19 protein-coding genes and 1 pseudogene are annotated in these 20,612 nt (G+C 43.3%); 13 read left to right on the top strand and 7 right to left on the bottom strand.

All coding sequences use genetic code 11. The features are described 5' to 3' along the window. Nucleotides 1–196 precede the first annotated feature (196 nt). Together V7K27_RS24995 and V7K27_RS24990 are read left to right on the top strand one after the other, a co-directional pair. Nucleotides 197–1,255 (top strand): glycosyltransferase family 4 protein, encoded by a 1,059-nt coding sequence (locus V7K27_RS24995; protein ID WP_334950892.1) that lies wholly within the window; start codon nucleotides 197–199, stop codon nucleotides 1,253–1,255. A 19-nt stretch (nucleotides 1,256–1,274) separates the two neighbouring features. Further along, the gene (locus V7K27_RS24990; protein WP_334950891.1) at nucleotides 1,275–1,412 is read left to right on the top strand and encodes a hypothetical protein; all 138 of its coding nucleotides are present in this window, start codon (nucleotides 1,275–1,277) and stop codon (nucleotides 1,410–1,412) included. Between the two features lie 220 nt (nucleotides 1,413–1,632). Here V7K27_RS24990 and V7K27_RS24985 read toward each other — a convergent pair whose 3' ends face one another. From V7K27_RS24985 to V7K27_RS24970, 4 genes are all read right to left on the bottom strand, one after another. Next, complete coding sequence (locus tag V7K27_RS24985) at nucleotides 1,633–4,911, bottom strand: efflux RND transporter permease subunit (protein WP_334950890.1); 3,279 nt, start codon at nucleotides 4,909–4,911, stop codon at nucleotides 1,633–1,635. 59 nt (nucleotides 4,912–4,970) lie between these two features. Continuing rightward, nucleotides 4,971–5,132, bottom strand: coding sequence for a hypothetical protein (locus V7K27_RS24980; protein ID WP_334950888.1), 162 nt, complete (start codon nucleotides 5,130–5,132; stop codon nucleotides 4,971–4,973). A gap of 6 nt (nucleotides 5,133–5,138) precedes the next feature. Further along, nucleotides 5,139–6,632, bottom strand: coding sequence for an efflux RND transporter periplasmic adaptor subunit (locus V7K27_RS24975; RefSeq protein ID WP_334950886.1), 1,494 nt, complete (start codon nucleotides 6,630–6,632; stop codon nucleotides 5,139–5,141). Between the two features lie 413 nt (nucleotides 6,633–7,045). Next, on the bottom strand, nucleotides 7,046–8,506 hold the full coding sequence (locus V7K27_RS24970) for a TM0106 family RecB-like putative nuclease (RefSeq protein WP_334950884.1): 1,461 nt from the start codon (nucleotides 8,504–8,506) through the stop codon (nucleotides 7,046–7,048). A gap of 682 nt (nucleotides 8,507–9,188) precedes the next feature. On the opposite strand from V7K27_RS24970, the gene V7K27_RS24965 reads away from it, so the two are divergent. The 10 genes from V7K27_RS24965 (at nucleotide 9,189) to V7K27_RS24920 (ending at nucleotide 16,984) form a co-directional block, all read left to right on the top strand. Further along, a complete protein-coding gene (locus tag V7K27_RS24965) occupies nucleotides 9,189–10,382 on the top strand; it encodes an aminotransferase class V-fold PLP-dependent enzyme (protein WP_334950882.1) in 1,194 nt (397 codons plus the stop codon). Between the two features lie 213 nt (nucleotides 10,383–10,595). Further along, a complete protein-coding gene (locus tag V7K27_RS24960; protein ID WP_334950881.1) occupies nucleotides 10,596–11,120 on the top strand; it encodes an ATP-binding protein in 525 nt (174 codons plus the stop codon). 14 nt (nucleotides 11,121–11,134) lie between these two features. After that, nucleotides 11,135–12,217, top strand: coding sequence for a glycosyl transferase (locus V7K27_RS24955; protein WP_334950879.1), 1,083 nt, complete (start codon nucleotides 11,135–11,137; stop codon nucleotides 12,215–12,217). A 494-nt stretch (nucleotides 12,218–12,711) separates the two neighbouring features. Then, a complete protein-coding gene (locus V7K27_RS24950) occupies nucleotides 12,712–12,873 on the top strand; it encodes a hypothetical protein (protein ID WP_334950878.1) in 162 nt (53 codons plus the stop codon). Continuing rightward, on the top strand, nucleotides 12,870–13,106 hold the full coding sequence (locus V7K27_RS24945) for a hypothetical protein (RefSeq protein WP_334950876.1): 237 nt from the start codon (nucleotides 12,870–12,872) through the stop codon (nucleotides 13,104–13,106). The genes V7K27_RS24950 and V7K27_RS24945 overlap by 4 nt, the downstream gene beginning before the upstream one ends. A 31-nt stretch (nucleotides 13,107–13,137) precedes the next feature. Next, nucleotides 13,138–13,551, top strand: a complete 414-nt coding sequence (locus V7K27_RS24940) for a secondary thiamine-phosphate synthase enzyme YjbQ (protein WP_334950874.1) — start codon at nucleotides 13,138–13,140, stop codon at nucleotides 13,549–13,551. A 270-nt stretch (nucleotides 13,552–13,821) separates the two neighbouring features. Next, nucleotides 13,822–14,571 (top strand): hypothetical protein, encoded by a 750-nt coding sequence (locus tag V7K27_RS24935; protein ID WP_334950873.1) that lies wholly within the window; start codon nucleotides 13,822–13,824, stop codon nucleotides 14,569–14,571. A gap of 93 nt (nucleotides 14,572–14,664) precedes the next feature. Further along, a complete protein-coding gene (locus V7K27_RS24930; RefSeq protein ID WP_334950871.1) occupies nucleotides 14,665–15,453 on the top strand; it encodes a Nif3-like dinuclear metal center hexameric protein in 789 nt (262 codons plus the stop codon). Between the two features lie 370 nt (nucleotides 15,454–15,823). Continuing rightward, a complete protein-coding gene (locus V7K27_RS24925) occupies nucleotides 15,824–16,042 on the top strand; it encodes a hypothetical protein (protein ID WP_334950869.1) in 219 nt (72 codons plus the stop codon). 630 nt (nucleotides 16,043–16,672) lie between these two features. Continuing rightward, nucleotides 16,673–16,984 (top strand): DUF6679 family protein, encoded by a 312-nt coding sequence (locus tag V7K27_RS24920; RefSeq protein WP_012408115.1) that lies wholly within the window; start codon nucleotides 16,673–16,675, stop codon nucleotides 16,982–16,984. A 70-nt stretch (nucleotides 16,985–17,054) separates the two neighbouring features. Here V7K27_RS24920 and V7K27_RS24915 read toward each other — a convergent pair whose 3' ends face one another. Together V7K27_RS24915 and V7K27_RS24910 are read right to left on the bottom strand one after the other, a co-directional pair. After that, on the bottom strand, nucleotides 17,055–18,722 hold the full coding sequence (locus V7K27_RS24915) for an MBL fold metallo-hydrolase (RefSeq protein ID WP_334950867.1): 1,668 nt from the start codon (nucleotides 18,720–18,722) through the stop codon (nucleotides 17,055–17,057). 838 nt (nucleotides 18,723–19,560) lie between these two features. Beyond that, complete coding sequence (locus V7K27_RS24910; RefSeq protein ID WP_334950864.1) at nucleotides 19,561–20,028, bottom strand: DUF29 domain-containing protein; 468 nt, start codon at nucleotides 20,026–20,028, stop codon at nucleotides 19,561–19,563. Between V7K27_RS24910 and V7K27_RS24905 the strand changes: the two genes are divergently transcribed. Next, entirely contained in the window at nucleotides 20,018–20,179 is a 162-nt protein-coding gene (locus tag V7K27_RS24905) for a hypothetical protein (protein WP_334950862.1), read from the top strand. The two genes, V7K27_RS24910 and V7K27_RS24905, sit on opposite strands and share 11 nt — an antisense overlap. A gap of 141 nt (nucleotides 20,180–20,320) precedes the next feature. Here V7K27_RS24905 and V7K27_RS24900 read toward each other — a convergent pair. After that, nucleotides 20,321–20,539 (bottom strand): annotated as a pseudogene (locus tag V7K27_RS24900) (hypothetical protein); the annotation flags it as partial. Nucleotides 20,540–20,612: the final 73 nt, after the last annotated feature.

The following is a 20,612-nucleotide window of genomic DNA, read 5'->3' as shown; positions in this document are numbered from 1 at the left end:
CCTTTTATCCCGATTTATTAAGCCGTTACTGAATAAGTCTTTAAGCTAAGTGGCTGATTATAAGTGCTAGCAGTCAGTAGTTAGTGTCCATTTTACGCACTACTGACTACTTTTGAGTTGTCGCTAAAGACCTCAATAATTATGTTGATTTACACTCAGTTACTTATCTTAATTTTTTATACATATCTCAAAGATTATGCGAATCATACATATTTTGAACCACGTTCAAGAAATAGGTAACGGGATTGTGAATGTGGCTGTTGATCTTGCTTGTTTCCAGGCGAAATCTGGTCATCAGGTAGCGGTTATTTCTGGCGGTGGTGAATACGAGACTTTACTAGATATTTGTGGTGTCAAACACTACCAATTAGACCAAAGCAGGAAACCGATAAGTATGATCAAAGCAGCTATTCGTTATCGAGCGATCGCAGCTGAATTTCAGCCAGATATTGTTCATGCACACATGATGACGGGAATCATCCTAGCACGCATTTTTAAAGGACACAAGTATGCTTTAGTTTCTACAGTACACAACGAATTTCAACGTGCTAGCCTGCTGATGGGTTTAGCTGACAGGGTAATTGCTGTCAGTAAGGCTGTGCGAGATTCTATGGCAAGGCGGGGTATCCCAGAAAATAAGTTGCGGGTAGTATGCAACGGAACTTTGGGCAGTCCCCGCACCCGACAAATACAGGATTATCAACCTTTACCATTACATCGTCCAGCGATCGCTACCGTAGCCGGAATGTATCAACGTAAGGGAATCACTGAATTAATCGCTGCCTTTGAAAAAATTGCCTCAGATTTTCCCCAAGCGCATCTTTATTTGGTAGGAAATGGCCCTGATAAACAGCTATTTGAGGCACTGGCACAAGCAACTTCTGTAAAAGAACGCATTCATTTTGAAGGCTTCCAATCGCAACCTCAACGCTATCTTATATCTTGTGACATATTTGTCTTGGCTTCCCATCGTGACCCTTGCCCTCTGGTGCTTTCGGAAGCGAGGGAAGCTGGAACTGCGATTATTGGCACTCAGGTAGATGGGATTCCTGAAGCTTTGGACAATGGGCAAGCAGGTCTTTTGGTGCCAGCAAAAGATAGTAATGCTTTGGCTGGGGTTTTAGTACAATTACTGAGTAATGCCGATATGCTACATGAGTGGAAATGGCGGGCAAATCAAAACCTAGAGTGGCTGAGTGTTGCCCGCGTCCATCAGGAAACACTGCTAGTGTATCGTGAATTAATTACAGATTGAGGGCATTGGGTATTGGGCATTGGGCATTGGGCATTGGGCATTGGTGATTGCCAGTTATGTTTTGCTAGTCCCCAGTAAGAGTGTTAAGAGTGTAGCGATCGCTTTAATTTTAAAGCTACACCTAAAGCGCCAAAGATTACTACACCCAAAACATTAGTTGATTCAGGAATAGCGGTATAATAACTAGCTACTCTGATCGGTCAATCTTTGTCCTCGTTTATCGAATAGCCCAAAGAAACCTCACCCTGGTTATGCTACGCAAAACCTGTCCCTCTCCTTAGTAAGGAGAGGTATGTCCGTCAGGACTCTTTGAGGTTTTTGTTTTGGGTAATTCGATAAACTGTGTACACTGTTTTGCGTTAATCCTGATCGGGGATTCAAATAAATTTTTTCGTAAATCCACGCAATCGGCTTAACACTGGCTTCGCCCAATTTCCACCTAGCAAATCGTGCAGCAGAATATAAAAACAGGGGATGATAAATAGTGTCAGCATTGTTGCGATCGCCATCCCAAAGAAAACTACAATCCCTAAAGGCTGCAAAAACTCAGAACCTTCGCCAATACCCAATGCCAAAGGAAACAGTCCCAAAATAGTCGTGACTGTAGTCATGATAATTGGGCGCAAGCGTTGAGGAGCAGCTTTCACGATCGCAATTTGGCGAGTACAATCTTCTTCTTCCCGAATTTGGTTTGCAAGTTCCACCATTAGAATCCCTGCGTTCACCACAATTCCCACCAGCAGCACGACACCAACAATGACGGTTGCGCCAATTGCAGTTTGGGTAATGTAAAGTCCAAAAATTCCCCCAGCTAACGCTAGTGGTACGGTGAAGATAATTACTAATGGGTCAATCAGCGAATTGTATTGCACCGCCATGACTACAAAGATTAAGAAGACTGCCAATGCCCCCAAAGTTTTTAAAGCATCCTGAAGTTGCTGATTAGTTTCTTGGGCAGAACTAGGCACAATTGAAACCCCATCAGGTAAGTCTACATCCTGGAGTACCTTGTTGACTTCGGCGATCGCTTCACCAAGACTAGCTCCTTCGCTGAGATTTCCGGCGACAATAAAAGCTTGGCGCTGATTAATCCGTTGCACCTCACCAGGCGCTTGACCTTCTTGAATGTTCGCAACATCTGAAAGGCGGATTAGTTGATTATTTTCTGTAAATAGTGGTAATTGCTCTAGCTGCGAAGGACGCTGAATCGCTTCTTTATTTAGCTGCACCCGCACATCAACTAAACGATTCCCGCGTTGAATTTGCGTCGGAACTGAACCTTCAATTGCTGTCTGAACTGTTGCACCAATTTGCCCGGCGCTCAACCCTAAAGCCGAAACCCTTTCCCAGTCGGGGCGAATTTGGATTTCCGGTTGTCGGGGGTCGGCATCTGGTCGGAATGTCGCTAATTTTGCCCTTTCCTGCAATGCTTGCAGCACTTGTGCGCCTGCTTGCGTTAAGTTTTCTTCATTCTCACCTTGCAAAATCACGTCAACGTCTGACCCTTGGACTGGGGAATTACTCAAAATTAAACCCCGCACCTGTCCAGGATTGAGGCGCAACAGAATTCCTGCTAAGTTGAGTTTGTTAAATTCCTGAGTTACTTTTTTGACGAAAGCTTCGACATCTGTGCCTGGTTTTAGATTGATAGTGCTACTGGCACGTAAAGGATTTTCTGTGGTATTGCTGCCAAATAAAGAACCACCCACAGTTGTGAAAGCAGACTGGGTTTCTGGTTGTTTGAGCAAAATGTCATCGACAATTTGCATAACTTTTTCAGAAGTTGCTAAAGGTGTACCGGGAGGAAACTGCGCTCTCAAGTTAGCTTGACCAGTACTGATGCGGGGTAAAATTTCTTGGGGAATTTGACCAAACATAAAGAAGCTACTGCCGCCTAAAATTAGCAAAGCAGCAGTAACTACGAGAAGCCGATAGCGTAAAATTTTGGTTAAGAAGCTACCGTATCCCCGCGTAGCATCTTCAAATCGGTGATTAAATTGTCTCAGCAGCCAAAATTCACTAATCCGACTAGACCAGCGAATTCCCAAAAGTCGAGAAGACAGCATCGGCACTATTGTGATGGCGACGACAAGAGATGCTGCGACTGCAAAGCTAATTGTCAGAATCAGTTCATTAAATAGCAGTGCAATAAAGCCGCCAATTAAGAGAAATGGCACTACAGAAACTAAGTTGGCAGCTGTAGCAGCAACTAAAGCAGATTCTACTTCTTGGGAAGCTGCGATCGCACTGTCAATAAAGAATTTGGAATTTCTCCCCGAATCCCCTTCTTGCATCTCTCTCTGATTGGGAGTCATCCCCGCTTTTTCGGAAATGTTTTCTAGAATCACTACCGATGTGTCAATTGCTTGACCAACTCCTAATGTCAGACCTGCTAAACTGAATACATTCAAAGTCAAGCCAAATATTTTCATTAGAGCGATCGCAGCCAAAGTACACAACGGAATCGTCAAACTGATAATAAATGTTTGCCTGAACGATCCTAAAAATAACAACACTGCTGCTGCTGCTAACAATGCCCCAGAAATCCCCGAAAAGATGACATCATTTAAAGAATTACGGATGAAAACAGATTCATCTGTAGTGGGACTCAAAGTCATGTCTGCTGGAATTAAGCCCGATTGTCGTAATTGTTCAATTCGCCGCTTCACAGCATCTACAACGGTGATTGTGTTGGCCTCCGGCTGCTTTTGGATTGAAAATTTCACAGCAGGCTGACGATTCAGGTAGACAAATACTCGCTGGTCTTCTGTATCATCGATTACCTCCGCAAAGTCTCGCAAATAAACGCGGCGGGGAAGGGATGAGGGGGATGAGGAGGATGAGGGGGATGAGGGGGATGAGGGAGATGAGGGGGATGAGACTTCTAAGGAGAGGTTTTCAATTTCCTTGGCATTTTGGAAGCGTCCTACAGTCCGAGTCAATGGCTCGGAATTTTGCCCCAGAATCCGACCGCCAGAAGTGTCTTGGTTACGGGCTGTTAATTCATCTAAGACATCATTTAACCCCACACCAAGAGCTTGCAATCGGTTTAAGTCAACAAGCACTCGTACTTCTTCTTCAGCACCACCAGATACATCAACTGAAGCGACTCCTGGCACAACACTGAGTTCACGGGTTAACTCTTCATCAGCAAATATGCGTAAATCTTTCCCTGGCAACGAGGCAGATGTCAGCGCCAATTCATAAACTGGCAATTGGGAGGGATCGACTTTAAATAAGCGCGGCTCCTCTATCGTATCTGGCAGTTGTCCTCGGCCTCGGTTAAAAGCAGCAGTCGCATCGTTTAGGGCTTGGTCAATATCGCCCCCTGGTTGGAAGTATAAATCCAGGTTCACCTGTCCCTCACGGGTGCGAGAAAAAATTTGGACTACATTCTCGGTTGCCGCTAAAGTTTCTTCTAAGGGTCTGGTGATTTCATCTACTGCTACTTCCGGTGAAATACCAGGGGCTTCTAGCCGGACACTAACTCGTGGATAGGTAATTGACGGTAGGAGATCGACTTGGATCGTTGTGAGAAAAAATACCCCAATGACAATTACTGCCACGGTGAGCATGAGTGTGCCAATGTGTTGGCGGATAGCGATCGCGCTGAGGCTAAATCCGCTATTGCCATTATTATTATTTGCCTGTTGCATGATCCTAAGTGATAAGTGGTGACTACTGAGTGCTTTTTTTATCGAACAGAATTCAGGAGTCAGGAGTCAGAATTCAGTTGGGTATTCTGACCGAAAAAGCGGATGAATAACCGGAGTTTTTGCACCCCCACCAAATCTATGATTTGGTGGTCAACTTTCGTAGTGGCAGGTCCCAATCCCCGACTGAAAGATTGCTGAATTCTGAATTCTGGATTCTGCATTCTTCTTCAATGCTTTTCTGAAAGAATTGAAAGACTTACAGTGTCACCTTCTTTTAACGCCTTACCACTACGAACAACATAGCGCTCTCCCGCTTGCAAACCAGATAAAATTTCGACTCTACCATCAGCCTTTTTTCCTAACATTACGGCTCGTGCTGTTACCTTCGTTTTGCTTTCTGTGTCTTTGACGACAAATATTGCTCCACTTCGGTCTTGTGACTTTGCCTCTGTCATACCAGATGTGTTAGATGGGGAATTCTGCCGGACATTTGTTTGCGTCTCCCCTGTACCTTTGGAGTTATTACTGCCTGCTTGTTTCTGAATAGCTGTTTGCGGCACTACTACGCGCTGTGTTGTCTGGGTTTCAAAATTGACTCGCGCCAGCAGTCCACTACCAATCTTGGCTTGATTGTTGGGAATCACTACCTCTACAGGTATCAAGCGAGATGTGGCATCGGCGGCTGGGGAAATGCGCGTCACTCTGCCAATTAATCTTTCGTTGGGAAAGGCATCTAAGCGCACTTGTACAGACTGCCCAACCTGAATTTGTGACAGTTCTAATTCGGAAACTTGGACGACGACTTTCACACGGTTAAAGTCGCCAATTTTTAAGACTTCGCTACCTGCTTGCAGAAGATTGCCGGGTTCTGTCACCTTTTCTGTGACTACGCCAGTTATGGGGGATATCAGCCGAGCGTAAGAGCTGCGCTCTTTGGTTTGAGCAACCAATGCTTGTTGAGCAAGTACTCTACCTTGGGCGGCGGCGACGGCTTGCTGTTCTGTACGGACTTGTTCTTGGCCTGCCCGCAATGCCTGGGCAGCTGTTTGCGCCTGGGTGCGTGATTGCTGGGCGGTTTGTTCAGCGATCGCTCCAGCTTTGAATAGTCTCTGTTGCCGTTCTGAGTCTGCCTGAGCTTGCACCACTTCTAGCCGCGCCCGTTCCACGTCTGCACGGGCATTGCTTACCTGATTGGTTGCCCTCGCTACTTCTGATTTCAGGGCTGCTAGTTCTGCTTCTGCTTGCTTTAATTGGGTCGAAAGTATGGCATCATCTAACTCCCCAACGTTTTGCCCAACCTTAACTGGATCGCCGACATCAAGGTTCAAAGCCAACAACCGCGCTTCCACCTGCGATCGCACTGATACAATCCGAAAGGGTATTGTATTACCTATATATTCTGGTTGTTTTTGCAGCAAGTCAGTTCGAGCGATCGCCACATCTACAGCCGTTGCACTACTACCACGTTGCCCACTACCAGGACTCTGAGATTCTGCATCAGCCGATTCCTTGGGTAGTGATCCACAATTGGCTGTCAGCAGTCCTATCGCCAGCAAACAGGGAATCAATAATATGGATGTAAAATCAAAACTACTCTTTACATCTGCCACAGCCATATCAGTCTTCATAACTGAATCTAACTGGGTATTAATTACCTGGTTAGCGGCTGCGAAAGGTGAGATTTTCGCCTGCTTCTGCGGCTTATTTCTGTCCAAAATCATTTATTTTTCTCCTATTTGGGGAGCTTTTGGGGTTCAACAGCCGTGCATTACCAAGTAATTTTGAGACACTATGACTAATGAAAAGCGGCGAGAGTCAATTAGCTATCTTCTTGCAGAATTTTGTATCAAAAATTACTTTTTTATCCCGAAAAATTCTCACCACTTTAACTCATTACATCGATGACACAGCTTTTTAGCTGACGATGCAATTCTTAACTTAGTATAAATATTTTTGACGTTATTGCAATCTGCCGCTAGTAGAAGACTCGAAATCCTCCAGCTTCAAGCCGGGGGGAAATCGAAGTCATTTGTCATTAGTACCAATGACCAATGACAAATGACTAATGACTAAATCGGCGGGCGACTATTCCTCCCACCCAAGAATGTTGGGATGGGATTCCCGCCAATTTTCTTTAAGCTAGTCGCAAACCATATTCATCTTGAAAAAAATTGACAAGCCAATCTTTCACTCTGAGGGTAGCGCGGCAATCATCTTCGTTGTAGCTTTGAATAATTTCTAGTAAGGTGCGATCGCCTGTTTCTAGCCACTGATCATACCAATAAATACACTTGGCACCACTGGCTTCTTTTTCCCGCCACTCAAATCCTAACCAACGAGCGATCGCTTTCAGGGCATAACTTTCTACGGGCAATGCTACACTTTGGGTTAATTGTTCATACACATCCACAAATCGACTCAGTACAGGACGCACTGATGAGTAGGGAGTGCCGTAAAGTTTTGCCAACCGCTTGACTGTATCAAACTCGTAGACACAAAAATGATAAATTGGCGCTTCGGGATATTGCCAAACCAAATCTAAAAATTGCTGCCAAACTAATTCTTCGTCTTCTGGTTTGTCTGCTAAAAAGGAATAAAACTGTTCTGTATTGGCAAGTCTATCAACCACCAAAACCCCTAAGAGATAATCTAATTCTAAGTCTGGTTGTGCCTCAATATCAAAATAAAGCTCTATGGGGGCTGTGAATGTAATATCTTTTATTGGTAGCGGGTAGGGTAAAATAAGCGGTCGTTTTTCCAGTGCAGATTGAGCTTGCACTACCAGCTTGGGGGCTACTTCACTGTCAAAACCAAGCAGGTTTTCTAAGGCGCTGGGACTGGTGTCAGCGAGAGATTCCAGTGTGGTGATGGCTAAGGCTTGCAGTTGAGTGTAGCGAATGGGTGTTACACCTGGTAATAATGAGAGATGTTTTTCAGATTGTGCGATCGCATAACATTCACTATACCAATGGCAGAGATTGCACTTTTGCCGAGCAATAAATACCTCTGGCGGATTCGGTAACTCTAAAACTTGAATAAACTGCTCTAGAATCTGCTGCATCCGTGGTGTCCATTTGAGCAAATCCACAGGATAATTTCGATCTTTGGTACGCAATATCAGCCAAGCTGTTTCTGGTGCAAACTCCTGTACTGTTGCCAATACTTGGGTGTGAAATGCGGCAACAACTTGATATTCTTGCTTAGGGCGCTTACCCAGTTCAATACTAGCCGCAACGTACATCCAATCTCCAAAACAGGATTTTCCTGGCCGTTTCACGAGTAAATCTGGACGACTCAGTAAGGTGTATGCTTCAGAATAAGTTGCTGACAGTACTCCTTTATATATGTACTCAACGCCACGCTGCATCAATTCTAAAGTTGCCTTCTCTCCCCTTTCCCAGTTTCCATAAGAATAATCTGGTTGATGATAAGTCACCTGTGCCAAAGCACTCATCTGATGGGCGATTTTGTCCTGTTGCAGTTTCCCTAGCAACTCATTGGGAGCATCGCGCTGACTTTTGTCACCGTGGATATCTAGAAAAGGCCGGCGTTTACAGCGTTGGTATTGCAGTAGGGATTCAGCATTAATTAGCATCCTTTTAAGTTAACAAGAATTAGGACACTCTGGGAATAACTCAGACAATTACAGCAGAATTCAGAATTCAGGAGTCAGAATTCAGGAGTCAGAATTCAGAAGTAAAATAGGCTTTATACCTTCGGAGCTTCGTGAATGAACCTCGGAGCTTCGTGAATGAACCTCGGAACTTCGTGAATGAACCTCGGAACTTCGTGAATGAACCTCGCAGCTTCGTGAATGAACCTCGCAGCTTCGTGAATGAACCTCGCAGCTTCGTGAATGAACCTCGGAACTTCGTGAATGAACCTCGGAACTTCGTGAATGAACCTCGCAGCTTCGTGAATGAACCTCGGAACTTCGTGAATGAACCTCGGAACTTCGTCAATGAGTCTTTGAACTCCATTAACAAATTCGGTGGGTTTAAGTCCCCCGATTCTATAACCGGCAAGTTTTGTGGCGGGGTCTGTCTTACAAAGTTGCTCCTCTACAGCGCTTCTCTACGAGACGCTTTGCGAACGCGCATCCTGCGGCGGGGGAGACCCCAAGACCGCAATGCAGCGCTAAATCCCCGTTACAAAACTGTACTTCCGACTTCCGACTTCCGACTTATTTAATGAGTCTTTGATACTCATTAACGAGACTTAGAACTTTACTTTTTTATGTCCGATGCCCAATGACTAATCCAAAATCCAAAATTGATATGACCAGTACTTCTGTTGCACAAACCAGGTTACATAGCCATCGAGAGCAATTTCCCGCTTTAGCGAATAAGACTTATTTCAATTATGGGGGACAAGGGCCGATGCCCCAAAGGGCAATGGATGCTATGGCCCAAACTCAAGCTCATATTCAGCATATTGGCCCCTTTAGCACTGAGACATATCGCTGGATAGCGCCCCAAACTCAAGCCGCAAGAGAAGCGATCGCTTCGGAATTACATGCACCATCTGAAACAATTACCCTCACAGATAATGTCACAGTTGGCTGTAATATCGCTATATGGGGCATTGAGTGGCAAGCTGGCGACCATCTGCTGCTCTCAGACTGCGAACACCCAGGCGTGATTGCCATAGCCCAGGAAATCGCGCGGAGATTCGCTGTGGAAGTTACCACCTGTCCCCTAAAAGCGACTTTAAATGAGGGCGATCCTGTAAAAGTTATTGCCCAGCACTTGCGCCCAAATACCCGTCTTGTAATATTGAGTCATGTTTTCTGGAATACTGGTCAAGTTTTACCTCTTGATAAAATTGCCGAAGTATGCAGAAATAATCATTCTTTACTATTGATAGATGCTGCTCAATCTGCTGGTTTGTTGCCTTTAAACTTGACTGAATTGGGAGTAGATTTTTATGCTTTCACTGGTCACAAATGGTTATGTGGGCCTGCGGGTGCTGGTGGTTTGTATGTTCGACCAGAAGCACGAGAAAGCTTGAAACCTACGTTTATTGGCTTGCGTGGTATTGTTTTTGATAGTGAATCTCAGCAGTCTGTGGATTGGCTTCCAGATGGGCGACGATACGAAGTGTCTACATTAGCTTCTCCGTTATATTTTGGGTTACGGGAGGCGATCGCAATTCATCAGCAATGGGGAACGTCACAGGAACGTTACGAGCAAATTTGTCAAAATAGTGAGTACCTCTGGCGACAATTGACGGCGTTACCTGATCTTAAATGTTTGCGAACTTCCCCACCTGAAAGCGGTATAGTTTCTTTTCAACTAATAAATAATCAGCCCCAAGCTGATTTGAAGTTGGTGCAATTTTTAGAGTCACAAAGAATATTAACTCGGACAATTGCCGATCCTAGCTGTATACGCGCCACTGTTCATTACTTGACTTTAGAATCGGAAATCGACCAATTGGTTGAGGCGATTCAAAGCTTTTGCAAAATGTAGGATAAGCTCACAGGCTGTTTGAAAAGTATTGGGCGAATAGAATTCGCTACTACACAAACGAAGTCCACCTGCGTGGACTAGGAGGAAATCAAGCTTTTTAAACCCAAGTCGGTGGGTTTTGTCTGTGTAGCTGCGTTCGCGTCAGCGTGCCGGAGGCTCTATTCTATTCGCCAAGGCTAGTAAGTTAGACTTTACTTAACTTTGCTGAACTAAATGAAAACCCTTTATTTACTTTGTGGCTTGGCGTTTTCCGGTAAAAGCACCTTAGCTAAAGCAATAGTCAATTATCTAAACTGTGCATCTATAAGTTTGGATGATATCAATAAAGAGCGAGGGCTTGGTTTTGGTGGAGATGGTATTCCCGTTGAAGAGTGGGAAAATACTCACCAGATCGCAATTGGTATTTTGGACAATTTAATGCAGCTACAACAAGATATCATTCTTGATGATACAAACTGTTTTCGTTGGTTGCGTGACAGATTTAGAGAGGTCGCCAAACGACATAATTATGAAACCAAAGTAATTTACCTCGATGTTCCGCTAGAGGAAATTTACATAAGAATGGAAATCAATGAACAAACTAAAAAACGTCAAGGAATCAAAAAGGAGATTTTTGCAGAATTAATACAAAATTTTCAGCCTCCTGAAATAGATGAAAATATTTTGCTATTCAAGAATGAATACACCATCAAAGACTGGCTAGAAACTCAATTACATTCTACATTTAATCATTTATAACTCCTAACTTAAAAATGGAACGCCCAATCTTATATTTAGCCATAACTAACCACGGCTTTGGTCATGCTGCTCGCACAGCTTCTGTCGCTGCGACAATTCAAAAGTTATGTCCAGAAGTTCTGCTAATTCTAGCGACTACTGCCCCACGCTGGTTGTTAGAGTGCTATATAGAAGGCGATTTTATCTATCGTCCGCGTGCATTTGATTTGGGTGTGGTGCAAACGGATAGTTTGACAATGGATAAAGTAGCGACTTTAGAAAAGTTGCTGGATATTAAGAAGCATCAAAATTCGCTGATTGCCTCAGAAGTCAATTTTATCCGCCAAAATCGCGTTAATCTCATCTTGGCAGATATTCCCTTCCTCGCTCCTGGGTTTGCCAAAGCTGGAAACATTCCCTGCTGGATGATGAGTAATTTTGGCTGGGACTTGATCTACCGAGATTGGGGAGGCGAATTTACCACAATTGCTGATTGGATTAGTGATTGGTATTCAAAGTGCGATCGCCTGTTTCGTCTCCCCTTCCACGAACCAATGCCAGCTTTTAACAAGATCACAGATGTCGGCTTAACAGGCGGTTCTCCCCGCCACTCTGCTGATAATTTACGCTCTCTTTGGGGAATAACTGCACCAGTAGAAAAAACTATTTTGTTGACCTTTGGCGGCTTGGGTTTGCAGCAAATCCCCTATGAAAACCTCCGGCGATTTCCAGATTGGCAATTTATCGTCTTTGATCAATCTGTCCCTGATTTACCTAATTTAGTGAAAATTAGCGATCGCAAATATCGCCCTGTAGATTTTATGCCTATTTGTGGGCGAGTCGTTTCCAAACCCGGTTACAGCACTTTTTCTGAAGCCACACTACTACAAGTACCTATCGTTACCATACCGCGTGATGACTTTGCCGAAGCAACTTTTATACTAGAAGGTATAACTAATTATAACCAGCATCAAATTATCACCTCATCTGAGTTTTTTCAAGGGACTTGGGATTTTCTGTGTGAGTTACCCCAACCACCAAAGAAATCTGAACCAATTGCTAAGGATGGTAATGAAGCGATCGCTCATGCCGTTATTAACTATTTCCAGTCAAATTAAAGTTATTCCAAACAACATAAATTAATAATGGAAAATCCAACAATAGACAAAGAAACGTTGGAATTAGCCGCTCAAGATGTGCGTCGAGTTATTGAAAGACAAAAGGAATAACGGCAAATTTTAATCACTCAGATGAATATCCTATTTGTCACAAACACTGCATTATTAAGTTTTCTAACAATATCCAGACTGATTCCTATATTTAGTATCTTTAGTGCGTTAGAAATATTGTTATTTTTCATCAACTTTCTGTTACTCATCTGGGCTTTGTTAAGTTGATGTGCAGCTAAATTGTATAACACGAAAACCCAAAAATATTGTAGTGCGGGCAACATGAGCGCGTCCAATATACAAATTAAATACGCAACAGCTTACCACGTAAGTTTTTTATCAGCCCCAATCTAGAAGAAAACGAAGAAAACAAAGAAAAGAAAGAAAAGCTAGAATTTCCAGAGGATTATTTAACGTTTTCGGCTCAAGAATACCATTTACAGATGTTAGCTGACTTGAGAGAGACTTATAATAAGAACCAGAAGCAAGTAGATGATATTTCCCTAGCCTTGAAATATGCTACTGGTGTTACGGCTGGAATTACTGTGATTGCCTTGTTACATCAAGTAACAGTTTATTTCATTCCTGAACTACAAAAACTATGAATACCAACCAAGACGATACAACATCCTCGAAAAATAGGTTACAACTGCCAGAGCCAGATCGGGCTAACATTACAGCTTTGTCTCACAATCTGCCTAACACACCGATCATCCCTGATATCCTAAAAAATTCTGTAAATGCGGTGTTAAGCCTATTTAGGAGAAGACATACTCAGTCTAGCGATCAACCAACGGCAGAACAAAAACCAAATCAAGCCGATTCAACTGCTAATTAGCTTTTACTTTCATCAATAATTACTGTTTTAAATGAGTCACTACCAAAAGTTACTAAAAATTTCCACCACTGCCAAATCTTTTTACAATATCACTGCAAAAATTGAAGCCATAGTTACAGAGTCGGGAGTTGAAACTGGTGTTTGTACTCTATTTTTACGCCACACTTCAGCCAGTTTAGTCATCCAAGAAAATGCTGATCCTGATGTTCTTGTGGATCTAGCTAATTTTATGGCGAAACTCGTCCCAGAATCAGGCAAATACATCCACGATGCAGAAGGACCAGATGATATGCCGGCACACATTCGTACCGCACTCACCCACACTTCTGAACATATCCCCATTAATCGTGGTCATTTGGTGCTGGGAACTTGGCAGGGAATTTATATTTGGGAACACCGCCAGCGCAGTCATTCAAGAGAATTAGTTGTACACATTTCTGGATAGCGGATTATCAAGTTTTATTGATTTAACGTGTAGTTTTGTAGAGTTTAAATACTCTAGTTATACTGCGTACCCTTTGGGTAGAATTTCGTAAATTTCGCGGTGATAGCTTTCTCGTCAAAATTATTGATCCAAAATTAACCAGATACACGCTAAAGAATTCGTATCAATTTGTAAATTTAAAAGTTAAGTTTATTTGTGATTCTCTCATAATCTACTGGCTTCGATATAAGCTAATATTTAGTGTAAGCTGCCTGGGCTATTTCAATTACTATGAAGCAAAAACTGAGACCAACTCATACTTTCCAATTTATTGATGAAATATTTGCCCAGCAGTCTATTAACCTATTGTCACTTAATCCCCAAAAGACATTAATTACCAGTTTTGCAGAATTGGGAAATTTGATTGTTGAACAAAACACCGATATTAAACTCCTCACAACCCTTCAGGAAACTCTCGAATGCATAGTGTATACTCAGTTACAAAATTTTCCAGAAAATATCTTCTGGGATTTTGATTTTCTGGTAAGTAGTATGCTTAGGCAGGCTTTAGTAGCAGATGAGGGCGCTGTTCCTTTCTTAACAGTTTTTGGTGAAAAGATGGTTTCTCTGATAGAGATGTTCGGAAATAAAACCGAAATGCGCTTTCGTTACGTTCACGATTTTATGTATGGATTTGACTGGGCAAGATGGGTACAAAAAGAGCCACAAAATCGCGCACACATAGAACCTTTTAGTCTAGTTTTTTTTGATTATTTGCTCGCTAAAGGTAAAGAACTTTTACAACGTATTAATCACGGTCAGGTTATATCTTATAAACTGTGTGAGACAGGCTACCGCAACCCCTTCACCTTTTCTCGTGAACCAGAAGATGAATACCGTCTGCTAACTTGTCTTGCTGAAGAACAACTTATTCCAGTAGCAACATGGAACTGGAATACCAACCCAGTATGGAACAAACCTTTCCAAGAAATGCGCCAGCAATTAGCATTAAAATTAAATATTCAAGCACAGAGACACTGATTATTGAAGAAGAATTCAGAATTCAGAAGTCAGAATTCAGAATTCAGAAGTCAGAAGTTAGGAGTCAGGAGTCAGGAGTCAGGAAATTTTAGTATGAAAATTGCTGATTTAATTAATTGGTTTGAAGCATGGGCAAATCCGGCTTGGTGTGAAAGCTGGGATAATTGTGGCTGGCAGATTGAACCAAGAGTTTTGCAGGAAAAAGCACGGGTTTTGGTGTGTTTGACGCCGACTTTGGCAGTAATGCAGGAAGCGATCGCTCTGAATGCTAATCTGATATTTGCCCATCATCCATTAATTTTTAATCCTCTCAAATCTTTACGCACTGGTGAAGCGATCGCCGAAATGGTACGGTTAGCCTTTACCCACAATATTGGTATTTATACTGCTCACACGAATTTTGACCAAGTGCAGGATGGTACTGCTGACGTTTTGGCTCAGATTTTAGAACTCAAAGAAGTTACTCCCATAGTACCGACACAAGCCGGATTAGGATATGGGCGTGTTGGTTTGCTAGAGCCATTTCTGACATTACAGGAGTTACTCACAGCCATTCAAACCCGACTTGCTCCCCCTAACTTGATTTTTTCTCCAACTGCTGATTTACAGCAAACAATTTCACGAGTTGCCGTTTTGGGTGGTTCAGGGGCTAGTTACATTTCAGGCGTCGCCAAAACTGGCGCTCAAGCTTATCTGACTTCTGATTGTAAATTTCATCAGTTTCAAGAAAGCCGCGATTGCAATCTTATTTTAATCGATGCTGGACATTATGCTACCGAACGTCCAGCTTGCGATCGCTTGGTGCAAAAATTCCAGTCCTTAAACTTAGACTGGGTGCAATTAAGTCAAAAGGATGAAGATTTTCGCCAGTTTTTTGCTTGATTGCTGATGTTTCACTAGATTTTTTGGATAATTGCGTGACATCCTCCCATATATAGGACTCGTATTTGATTTTTGAAAAAAATCAGTACACCCCGAAAAGGCTTCTTCCCCACTCCCCACTCCCCACTCCCTATTCCCTGTCTACGCAAATAATTATGGCTACGCCACGCTGCGCGAACAAAAATCAAAGCAGACTGCTATAGACGCACCTAGAGCTAATCTTGTGACAGATTATTATCATGCTAGTGTGATGCAAATCACTAATTACGTGTAACTATAATCACACAATACTTCTGTTCCATATCAACTAGTAGCAGAAGAAAATGTTCCACACTTGACGTAACAAATTGTTTACTCTGCCCTAATCAAGATGATTCGCACCCTCGTTGAATCTGCCTTCCAAACAGGATGTCTTAGTGTTGAATCTGAGGGTTTACTCCAGCAAGTGCTGGCCACTAAATGCTGGAAGGAACAAGATTTGTCAGCCCTAGCAACCCTATACAATGCAGTTCGCGCAGGTCAAATTAAACGAGAAGCTTCCTCCTCGAATGTGCTTATGGAATTTCCCCTACCACATAAATCTTGCTGATACTTCCACAGAAGATGGAGGACAGAGGGGAATTTTCTCATCGTCTTTCCCCTCTGCCTCTATCTCCTTTGCCTTTCTTTCTGCCTCTTCCCTATACTCCGTTGCTTTTTTCTTAGTCATGACCAGCCAAAAACCTTAAAAACTCAAAACTCATTGGGTCTTGTTGTTGAAAACCATCAAGGTCAGCAAGAGAATGAGTTAAGATCAGATACAAGTGGGTAAAAGTAAAATCAAGTCCCCGGACTTCCCAGTAATGCCAATGATTAAAAGTAGGCAAGTTAAACAACCGCAATCAACGATTGTTTTGGAGTATTCATTATTACATAATGGTAATAAAGACTCACCAAGAAATATGAACCTGGTTAGGACAGGTACCGAATGGTTTGACTTTTATCAAGCAGACATTCCCTAGAACGAGCCGGAGGGAGATTGAGTTCATTGCTAGACCAACCATTGATTGATGACCCAACATTTCCTGATATTTGACAACTACAAGCAAATCTTGGGATTGGTTCATGAAGCATAGTTGTTGGGAACAGTGAAATTAACCTCCGAAAGGTGTAATGTAATGGGATAGAACCCAGATTTTGACAGGTTTAACTACGTTGTTTAAAAAGGCAGAAACAGTACATGCTACACCGCAAGATTTATCAACTGTGTTGCGATGGGCGCGAGGTATGTGTTTTCTTGCGGGACCAGCAACGCTGGATTGAACGCGCCCGCATCATCGACATAGAGGGAGATTTAGTGACCCTACGCTATGAAACAGAAGAAGAAGACGAAGTTTGTTCTTGGGAAGAAATGGTTCGCCTCGAGAGCATTGGTGCTGTAACGCAAAAATTGGCTTCAGTACCACGCGGTAATGTGGAACCTCTGATGACTGAAGATTGTCCCGAAGCTGAACGCATCCACAACCGGTACACTGACTCGAATCCAGAATAATTGGTCATTAGTCATTAGTCATTGGTCATTGGTCATTAGTCATTAGTGGCAAAGGACAAACGGCTGATGACTATTGGCTATCATTCAAAGCTTCAAAAGCCGGACAGTAACCTTCTAGAGTTACCTTAAAGTTATACAACGGGGAAGCTGGATTCCAACACCTCTGCCCCCTTTGATGTCGGCAAGTACCACAACAGTCTACATCTGTCCATGTATAGCGATCGCTATTTTGGTTGAGCAGTTCTCGTTGAGACAATCCCCTTAATACTAATTCTTCCCCTTGCCAACGAGCTTCGATTAAACCAGTATCGGCAAATTGCCGCCAACGCGGATCGGCAGTAATCACATTGGGTAGGGTGATTGTGATTACTGTTCCTAACTCTGTCAGTTCGCCTTCGTAGTTAGTTTCTGGTGCTGCTGGTTGTAAAAAGGTGTCGCCGATGGGCAGTTCTACTAAGGTGTTAGCCGCCGGGGAATGTATATGGTAACGGTTTTGTAACTCCTCTAAGCTAGTCAGGTCTGCCAAGTAGGTGGGAGAACCGTGGAAAAAAATGACGTGCTGGGGTCGCAAATTATGAATTAGTTGCGTAGTACCAGGGCCATCACTATGTTGAGCCAAAAGATAGGTTTCGACATTGGTAGGCGCTAAATATTCTTTATTAACTTTTATATCAATTTTTTCTGGTAGAAGGATCAGCCAAGGGCCGGTGTCTAGTTGGCAATGTTCACCTAAATCAGATGTCGAGTCGGTGAGGACAATACAAGGTGACTTGCCCACAGTGGGGCGATGTTCTGGTTGTAAACGACGCACGCGGGGACGCACCCGTTCATCCCAAAACAAGGGTTGATGGCGGGCGAAGTTCTGCACTGATGGGGGGAGATGGGGTAGCAGTTCTAGGTAGGCATCACAGCCAGTGGCGACAGCACCATCTACCCAAATATCTAAATCTCGTCCGGTGAAGTGGTGATGAGAGCGTAAGAGCATTAATAGTTCTTGACCTAATCCTAAAGCCGGGGTGGGAAGGATTACAGAACAATGATCGGCGATCGCTCGATTAATCCGCTCTGCTAGTTGATTTTCTTGGTTGCGGCGGTGAGGATGACGGGATGTGCCATAACTACCTTCAATAATTAGCACATCCAAGTCTATGCCCCGCAATTCCTCTAAACGCAAGCCTTCTACCAAGCGGGAGTTTGACAGGAAAAAGTCGCCTGTATACAGCAGCTTGTAAGTACGCTGCTGGGTGGTGTAGGTAAGTAGAATCGCTACTGCCCCTGGTAGATGCCCTGCGGGAAATAATTCTGCTACTAGACCCTCTTGGAATTCCACAGGCGATCGCAACGGCAAGGCATGACAAAACTGGGAAATTTTCTCTCTTTCTTGGTCTAGCCAATTCAATGGCAGTAACTTGCTGGTTACTTCACTGCCATAAATAGGTAACTTGGGAAAAGCTTTATGCAGTGCCAGTAAGCCTCTGGCGTGATCTGGGTGGGCGTGACTAATCAAAACGAAATCTGCTGGTAGGGGCGAACTAGTTCCACGTACCGACTTAGTAAGCCCCTTAGCCAGCGATGAAATATCCTCCAAACCACAATCTAACAGGATGCGGTGTGGCCCCATCTTCACCAATAAACACACGCCCTCATTGTCATGCTGGACACTATAGGGCAAACATTCTAATTCACTACCCGCTTCCGCAGCATCTGGGCGAGAAGATGCCGACAGATTATCCCTCATGCTTCCTCCCCTCAAACCTCATCATCATGGACATATCCCAAAAGCCAAAAGTTACCGAAGAAGAATTCAGAATTCAGGAGCCAGAATCCAGAATGGATTCTGTGCGACTGGATGGAGAATCGAGGTTTAGAGCAAGCGATTTTTAACGCGCGCGATATTAAATTCTTTCCTTACCGAAACCCCTGACTTGACTGCTGGGGTATTCTGAATTCTGAATTCTGTCTTCTGACTCCTTCTCATACAAATTTTGGTTTTGTGACTTAGGGGTAAGTTTTATCATGCGCCCCTACACCCTGAGAATACGGATTTTTGATTGGGGAGGACGCCTCCACCGAACCCGCACTGGTTCGGAAAGGTGGGCTAACAAGAAGCCATCAAATTAGCAGCTAAAGGAGTTTGGCTCTTGTTTATTTTCCCTTTGCAAGTTCTGAGCTATCTTAGCCAACTCACTATAAGGCAAGTCACCCAAGTGTCTACAGATTTATTTCAATGTGCAGAGCCATTGCCGTGATAGTTATCTGAATCATAGAATCCATTTTTCGTGCCAAAAAATAAGCACGAAAGCGTAAATATAACTGTTAATCCAGCTAGAATCAGCTTTACATCCATTAGTTTGCTGTCCCTTAACTCAAAGACTTTCCTATATTAATTTAGTGGTTCCGCAATCAAACGCAATCACTAGAAAATCTTTACTATGCTTATGTGGATTGGGCAATAGGTAAATTTACCACAATCAGTCAGATTGTAGAACTTTTCGGTTCACCTGTCTATCGATCTAGATGTAAACCAATATGAATGAGTGCGATGTCTACGACGGGCTGTTCGGTGACGCAATCCTCTACAACCCGTAAAAATCTTCATCTAGAATCTGCCCAATCGAAAAAGGACAAACGGTGGGATACTCACTTTCCTGGGGCATCCTAACCCCAAACTTAGCCAGTTTACCTTCCTTAATCCCTAACTTTCGAGCATCTGGGTAGGCTTTTTCCACCGCCTCTACCAGAAAATTTTTTAGAGAAGGAGTATCTGCCAAATTATTCAGAACTCGCTGACGGTGTTCAAGTATTGAGCTATACCAGCTGCTTTTCATGCTATCGGGTACATCATGCTGAATCCGTAATTTGAGTAAATGCGCCAACAAAATTGTCAGATTGCTTTTGAGGGCATTTTTCTCAGCTTTACCCAAATCAACTAGCTCCTCAATCAAATGCTCAATATCCAACGCCTCAAATTCATGATTTTGTAACTGTTGAATAGTTTGCTCAATCCATAATTGCAAATCTTGATCGTATAGCGTGTTAGGCATTTCTCAGATCAACTCCCAGTTATTCAACATTCTAGCTAGCGTTGAAAGTTTATCCGATCATAGCGATGAATGCGATCGCTTGTTGGTGTGGCGGGGATTTGTGAGCATAATTGGGTGCAAGGTGGCAGATTACGCGCGGCTAACGGTATAGTATCAGGCTTGTTCAGAGTTCTAAAGCAATCCTAAATCATTCGTGAACAACAAGATCCCCGACTTCTTAGAGAAGTGGGGGATCTAATAACGTGAGTGCGTTCATTGGTTAGATACTTTTTTTAATTGGAAGTTTTTTAACGAAGCTTTGAGGTTCATTCACGTCCCGGTTAGACTGGGCAGCAATCAGACTAGTGTTGACAAAAGCTAGTCTTTTATCGCCCATCTTAAATAAGTTGCGTCGTTCTTCTGCACTCAGGGTAATGAGAAAAGGTAACTTTGCTTCAATAGTCGCAAACGCTGCTTTAATTTCTTGGATATCTGCTGGGGAAAGGGAGCCGGTGATATTTTGGTAAGACATTGGATATTTACTCTGGTGAATCTGTTTGTTATGATTCCCACTTGTAAGTGCGTAGGCGTAGCCCGTCGTAGAC

It is taken from the genome of Nostoc sp., from assembly GCF_036919575.1.
Lineage (GTDB): Bacteria > Cyanobacteriota > Cyanobacteriia > Cyanobacteriales > Nostocaceae > Nostoc.
Note: the sequence above shows the minus strand (reverse complement) of the source record. Positions and strands in the feature narration are given on the sequence as shown.